Source organism: Eubacterium coprostanoligenes (assembly GCF_900167205.1).
GTDB lineage: Bacteria > Bacillota > Clostridia > Oscillospirales > Acutalibacteraceae > Eubacterium_R > Eubacterium_R coprostanoligenes.
The window spans coordinates 20,873-27,877 of sequence record NZ_FUWW01000020.1 but is presented as its reverse complement, the minus strand read 5'-3'; the positions used below and the strand labels follow the sequence as shown (position 1 = coordinate 27,877).

The 7,005-nt window shown below is 40.3% G+C and carries 5 protein-coding genes and 1 tRNA gene; 3 read left to right on the top strand and 3 right to left on the bottom strand.

Translation table 11 applies throughout. The annotated features are described in order from the left end of the window. Positions 1-32 precede the first annotated feature (32 nt). From B5D29_RS07650 to B5D29_RS07640, 3 genes are all read right to left on the bottom strand, one after another. A tRNA-Leu gene (locus tag B5D29_RS07650) sits at positions 33-118 on the bottom strand. A gap of 27 nt (positions 119-145) precedes the next feature. Then, positions 146-460: a PqqD family protein gene (locus B5D29_RS07645; RefSeq protein ID WP_078768985.1), complete on the bottom strand. Its 315-nt coding sequence runs from the start codon at positions 458-460 to the stop codon at positions 146-148. Between the two features lie 120 nt (positions 461-580). After that, a complete protein-coding gene (locus tag B5D29_RS07640) occupies positions 581-1,891 on the bottom strand; it encodes a Gfo/Idh/MocA family protein (protein ID WP_078768984.1) in 1,311 nt (436 codons plus the stop codon). A 159-nt stretch (positions 1,892-2,050) separates the two neighbouring features. Between B5D29_RS07640 and B5D29_RS07635 the strand changes: the two genes are divergently transcribed. From B5D29_RS07635 to B5D29_RS07625, 3 genes are read left to right on the top strand one after another with little or no spacing between them, the layout of a single operon-like run. Next, positions 2,051-3,778, top strand: a complete 1,728-nt coding sequence (locus tag B5D29_RS07635; RefSeq protein WP_078768983.1) for an ABC transporter ATP-binding protein — start codon at positions 2,051-2,053, stop codon at positions 3,776-3,778. Next, positions 3,693-5,522, top strand: a complete 1,830-nt coding sequence (locus tag B5D29_RS07630; protein WP_078768987.1) for an ABC transporter ATP-binding protein — start codon at positions 3,693-3,695, stop codon at positions 5,520-5,522. Before B5D29_RS07635 ends, B5D29_RS07630 begins: the two co-directional genes overlap by 86 nt. A gap of 19 nt (positions 5,523-5,541) precedes the next feature. Then, entirely contained in the window at positions 5,542-6,978 is a 1,437-nt protein-coding gene (locus B5D29_RS07625; protein WP_159443440.1) for a glycoside hydrolase family 18 protein, read from the top strand. The last annotated feature ends 27 nt before the right edge of the window (positions 6,979-7,005 follow it).

The following is a 7,005-nucleotide window of genomic DNA, read 5'->3' as shown; positions in this document are numbered from 1 at the left end:
AGAGCAACAGCCCAAAGGCTATTACTCCCTTTTGGTGCAGGAGATGGGACTTGAACCCACATGAATTTGCATTCACCAGAACCTGAATCTGGCGCGTCTGCCATTCCGCCACTCCTGCGTATACAACCCTGCTGTGCAGGGTTTGTTATTTTTCTAATATGTCGTATTTATCAAGCTCAGCAATAAAGTTTTCAATTTCATTCATTGCATCAGATATGCTTATATCATACTCTTTTGTAACTTCATTTGCAATACTTTCTTTGTCGGTTTCATTTTCAAGGCATTTCCAAATGAAATGACCTGTTTCATTTAGAGTGATCATTCCGTTGAAATCTTTGGTATGTTCGCCGACAGTTATTGCAACGATTTTGTTGCCGATTTCTTTTGTAATAAATCCGTCTTTTATTTTCATATTAATTCCCATAGCCTTTCCGGCTACAAATAGTTCATTAACAATCATCCACACGCCTCTCTGTAGCCGGACAAGGCGTATAGTGGGAATTTAGCCATCTCAAAATTATGCCACAAGCAAATTTTGAGGGCAATATAATCGGAATAGTGTGATTTTCACACTATTTCCTTATAGTTTGACATTTTGTGGCATACCGCCGTTTTCTCTGCTTTCGTCTGCGAGATATACGCTCAAGTGACCTGCAACACTGTCAAAAATTGAGGTGCATGCAAGGCTTGGCTTTTCGCCTCTGATAAACTTTACAAAATCTGCGGCAAGGCGTTCGTCACCGCCACCGTGACCGCCGTATGCGCCAACCATATCACCGCTTACATTGAGGTCAACTTCCTCAACATCACATTCTTCGTTGTGTGCGTCAGGCGATGGGTTAATTTTTAATACTGTAAATTTGCTTTCTTCAAAGTTGCCGAAAATTTCACCTTTTGTGCCGATAATGTGGATGTCTCTTCTTGGCTCTGCCGAACCGCCAACCATATTATGTGTGCCTGTTGCACCGCTTGCAAAGTTAACAAGTACGGATTGATGGTCAACAACATTGTTGTCGCATTTATATATACATCTTGCATACGGATTGTCTGATTTCATCAAAGCAATTTTATCCTCGATAGTAGGATTTTCCTTGTCCTCAAGAGCGTCCCAAACATAAAATGCCCATCTGTCAGGGTGGTCGATGTACAGACGCTTTGTTGAATAAACGCAAGTGTCAACCAAAGGGCAGTCTTTCATACAGATTGTGCCTGCGTTCTTCGGCGCATTTTCCGGCTTGAACTGGAATTTTCCGCCGAATGAAGAAATTTGAGTCGGCTTCGTGTCTGCCATCATCCACATCATAATGTCGAGGTCGTGGCAACATTTTGCAAGAAGCATTGTTGTGTGGCACTTGTCCTTGTTTGCCCATTTTCCTCTTACATATGAGGTTGAAAGGTGGTGATACGAAACATGTTCGGTTGTTTGGATGTTAATAATATCGCCAATCTCACCATTGACTATTCTCTCCTTGATTCCGTAATAAAACGGAGTGTAGCGGAGAACATGGCAAATCATAACCTTTGAGTTGTTCTTTTTTGCGCAGTCAACAATTTGACGCATTTCCTCTTCGTTTGGAGCAAAAGGCTTTTCAAGGAGCATATCGTATCCTGCGTTGAGAAGCGGAACAGCAGTTTCAAGGTGCTGTTCGTCCATTGTGCCGTTGATGACGGTATCTGCAAGTTTGCCGTGCTTTGCAAGTTCTTCTGCATTTTCAAAGCACATATCCTCTGAAAATCCAAACTCGTCCATGGCTTTTTTTCGCCTTATCGGGTTAGGATCTGCAACGCCCACGATTTTGAGCAGTTCCGGATTGGTTTTTGCGAGATTGCTGTACACAAATGCTCTGTGTCCAGCGCCTACGATAATTGCTGTAACAGGCTTCTGTTCCATATTAACACCTTCTCCGATAAATATCGATTTTGATTATACCACCATTTATATACTCATTTCAATAATTTTTTTGTCTTTTTATTATATTTTTTCAATTGACATAAATAACTTTTGTTTATATAATATGTATATATTTATGCGAACTTTTTTGGAGAAAAAATGAAACAACTGCTACCGTTTTTAAAAAATTACAAAATACAGTCGGTTTTAGCTCCGTTGTTCAAGATGCTTGAAGCTGTTTTTGAATTGATTGTGCCTCTTGTTGTTGCATCAATCATCAACGATGGTATTCGTGAGGGTAATTTGAAACTTGTTGTGTCCAAGGCACTTTTGCTTGTTCTTCTTGCTGTTGTCGGTATGTCGGCGGCAATCACGGCACAGTTTTTTGCGGCAAAGGCTGCCACAGGCTTCGCAACGGAAGTCAGACATTCGCTGTTTGAAAAAATACAGTCTTTCTCTTTTAATGAGATTGACCGTATAGGAACATCAACTCTCATCACTCGAATGACAAATGATGTCAATCAGGCACAAAGCACAGTTAATATGGTGCTTCGTTTGTTCCTGCGTTCACCGTTTATTGTTGTTGGCGCACTTGTTATGGCACTGACAATTGATGCAAAAATCAGCCTTATTTTTCTGCTTGTTATTGTTCTTTTGAGTGTGGTTGTTGCAGTGATTATGAAATGCACTGTGCCTATGTACAAAAATGTGCAAAATACACTCGACTCCGTAACTCTTATGACAAGAGAAAATCTAACGGGTGCAAGGGTTATCCGTGCATTCACAGAGGAAGACGATGAGTATAATAAATTCAAGGAAAAGAACAATCTTCTTGCTCATTTTCAAAGGAGTGTTGGCAGAATTTCTGCTTTGATGAATCCGATTACCTATATAATCATCAATCTTGGAATTGTGCTTCTTATTTACAGCGGTGCATTAAAGGTTGAATCGGGAACTCTCAATCAAGGTCAGGTTGTGGCTCTTTACAATTATATGAGCCAAATTCTTGTCGAACTTGTCAAGTTTGCTTCTCTTATAGTTACCATCACAAAGGGCTTTGCTTCGGGCGGAAGAATTGCAAGCATTCTCAATGTTGACAATACTCTTGAACATTCCGATGATACAAATTGTTATGACAATCACGCTGTTTGTTTTGATAATGTATCGCTCACATATAAAGGTGCAGGTGAAGAAAGCCTAACAGATATCAGCTTCTTTGCCGACAAAGGTCAAACAGTCGGAATTATCGGTTCAACAGGCAGTGGTAAATCAAGTCTTGTCAGCCTTATTCCGCATTATTATGATGCCACAAAGGGCAGAGTAACCGTCAACGGTAGGGATGTCAAATCTGTTGACAAAGAAGAACTTCGCTCAAATATCGGCTTTGTTATGCAAAAAGCGGTGCTCTTTGCAGGCACTGTTCGTGATAACATCAAATGGGGCAAAAAGGATGCAACGGATGAGGAAATCAACGAGGCACTCCGCATTGCACAGGTGTATGATAATGTTTACGAAAAAGACGGACTTGATACGGTTATCGAGCAAAACGGTGCAAACCTATCGGGTGGTCAAAAACAGAGGTTGTCTATAGCACGAGCTATTGTGTCAAAGCCTGAAATCATAGTGCTCGATGACAGCGCATCGGCTCTCGACTTTGCAACTGAAAAGGCACTTCGAGAGGCAATATTATCACTTGATTATAAGCCGACTTTGTTCATCGTGTCAGAACGAACTTCCTCAATTTTGTCAGCGGATAAAATCATCGTTCTTGAAGACGGACAAATTGTTGATGTCGGTACAAATGAACAACTCCTTAAATCCTGCGAGGTTTACAGAGAAATCTATTTCTCGCAGTTTAGCGAAGAGGAGGTGGCTGTCGGTGACTAATAAACAGATATTAAAGCGTGTCCTTGCATATGTCGGCAGATACAAGGCAATGCTTGTTGCATCAATGCTCCTTGCACTTGTCAGCGTTGCCGGCTCACTTTACATTCCTGTTCGTATCGGTAATGTAATTGACTTTATAATCGACAAGGGACTTGTTCGGTTCGACAAGATTATTCCTGTTCTTATCGAAATTTGTGTTGTAATCGGCGTTGTTGCACTTTCTCAATGGGTGATGAATGTTCTCAACAACAAGATGACTTTCGGTGTTGTCCGTGATATGAGGGACAAGGCTTTTGCAAAAATTGAAAAACTTCCTGTTTCTTATCTCGATTCTCATCCGAGCGGTGAAATTGTGTCGAGGGTAATTGCGGATGTTGACCAGTTTGCAGATGGTCTTTTGATGGGCTTCACTCAATTTTTCACAGGTGTGGTAACCATTCTTGCAATGCTTGTGTTTATGCTGAAAATCAATTGGTGGATTACGATTGTTGTGGTTGTTGTCACTCCGCTTTCGTTTGTAATTGCTTCGTCCATTGCAAAGAACACTCACAAGATGTTCAAACTTCAGTCCGAAACAAGAGGCGAGCAAACTTCGTTTATTGACGAAATGATAGGCAATGCAAAAACGGTTGACGCATATTCTCACGCAGAGGAAAATATGCAGAAGTTTGACGAAATCAACGACAGACTTCAGGATTATTCTCTCAAGGCTGTGTTCTTCTCGTCAATCACCAATCCTGCCACAAGATTTGTCAATTCAATAGTGTATGCCGCCGTTGCAATGTTCGGCGCAATCCTTGCGGTAAAGACAAATCAAGAAGCAATCACGGTCGGTGTTTTGACCTGCTTCTTGTCTTATGCAAATCAGTACACAAAGCCGTTTAACGAAATCAGCGGTGTTGTCACAGAACTTCAAAATGCTTTTGCCTGCGCAGGCAGACTTTTTGAGCTTCTTGCCGAGGAGGAAGTTCCTGCCGATGGCGAAAATGCGGTTGAACTTAAATCTGTTGACGGCAAAATGCAACTTACAAATGTCAATTTCTCATATACGGAAAATAAGAAATTGATTGAAAACTTCAATTTGTCCGTTCAACCCGGACAGAGGGTTGCAATTGTCGGACCGACGGGATGTGGCAAAACTACTCTCATAAATCTTTTGATGAGGTTTTATGATGTCAACAGCGGAACAATCTCTGTTGACGATACCGAATACAGCGACATAACTCGCAAATCAGTCAGACAGAATTTTGGTATGGTTCTTCAAGATACTTGGCTCAAGTCGGGCACAATTAAGGACAATATCAAACTCGGTGCACCCAATGCAACGGATGAAGAAGTTGTTGAGGCTGCCAAAAAAGCACATTCTCATTCGTTCATCAAACGACTTCCAAACGGATACGACACTGTTATAGGCGAGTCGGGAGGCTCACTTTCACAGGGACAAAGACAACTTTTGTGCATAACCCGTTTGATGTTGTGCAAACCGCCTATGCTTATTCTTGATGAGGCAACTTCGTCAATTGATACAAGAACGGAAATCAGAATTCAAAAGGCATTTTCACGATTAATGCAGGGCAGAACAACCTTTATCGTTGCTCACCGCCTTGCCACAATCAAAGAAGCGGATATAATTCTTGTTATGCGTGACGGCAACATCGTTGAACAGGGTACGCATAAAGAATTACTTGCTAAAAAAAGATTTTATTATGAACTGTATAATTCACAGTTCCCATCGGTTAAGTGATAACCAGAAGGAGAAAAAAATGAAAAAATTACAAAGAACACTTGCACTTGTGCTTGCATCAATCATACTTTGCTTGGCATTTACATCTTGCTCAAACACAGGCAAAAGTATAATGACAAAAACATATACAAAGTCCGCAACAGAAAGTGACGGCTTGAATCTTGCTTCTTCCGCAACATATATAACACAGGACGGAAAAACTAAAAAGAGTTTTTCTCTCAAAGGTAAGCACGAGGAAGTCAAGTATATAACTGTTGATTTTGGGGATAGTGTAGATTTCAATACCGTTGTTTTAGGTGAAGCCGGAAAAAAGGTGACTTTGTTTGAAATTTATGGTTCAAACGAACAAGATGCAAATTATCAGTTTCTTTATCAAAGCGATTGTATCGAGGGCGGTCACACCTGCTTTTTGGGAGATGTAAAATACAGATACCTTCGTATTTTCGTAAATCAGTCATCAGGAAACTATAATGTGAATAGTTTTGAAGCGTATTATCTTAAAAACAAAAAGGCAAAAGACCTCCGAGTAAATGCGTATTTCGTTGCAGAGGACATAAAGGAAGATGCTGATTTTTCAAATCTTGATGTACTCACAGATGTCATCGTTTTCGGTACTGCAAAATTTGACGGTCAAGGTAATATCAAATTTTACGACAATGATTCAAACGAGGTTGACGAGCAGTACTATGCTGATAAAGTTAATCTTTTGAAATCAAAAATCGGCGATAGAAAAATCAACATTATCACAGACATCGCAATGCCTTATGGAGAGGGTAATCCTGATATCAAGTCTATGATGAACGAGCAAAATGTTGACAACCTTGTTGCAAACATTGTTGACTTTGTCAATAAATACGGATTTGACGGCTATGATATGGATTATGAATTTCCGGAAGATAAGGCAGATTGGAAGCGTTTTAACAATTTCTTGCGCAAACTTGACAAAGCTATGCCTGATAAAATTATTTCTCTTGCAATTGCTCCTTGGGATTTGAGATTTGACGATGATGTAATCAAGGCAATTGATAGGGTAGAGGTTATGCTTTATGATATGTTCACTGCCCATGGCTATCATTCAATTTTCTCAACAACTGTCAATGGTGTTGACAAAGCAATCAAAGGAGGCTTTTCTCCTGAACAAATTGATCTCGGTTTGCCGTTTTATTCTCGACCAACCAATCGTCTTCGCTATTGGGGTAATTACAATCAGTTCGGTGGTAAGATTGATAGGTACACAAATCTCATTTATTTCAATGATTTTGACCATGACGGCAACCCAATGACTGCTCCGCAGTATATCAACTCTGTTCAAATGGTGGCAGACAAAACCGCTTTTGCAATTGATGCGGGTCTCGGCGGTATGATGATTTGGCATTATAGCTGTGATTTGCCGTATGATGATGAACTTTCACTTTTCAAGGCAATTACAGATACCAAAATTGCAAAACAAAAATAAACTATTCAAATCAGTAAAAAAACTGCA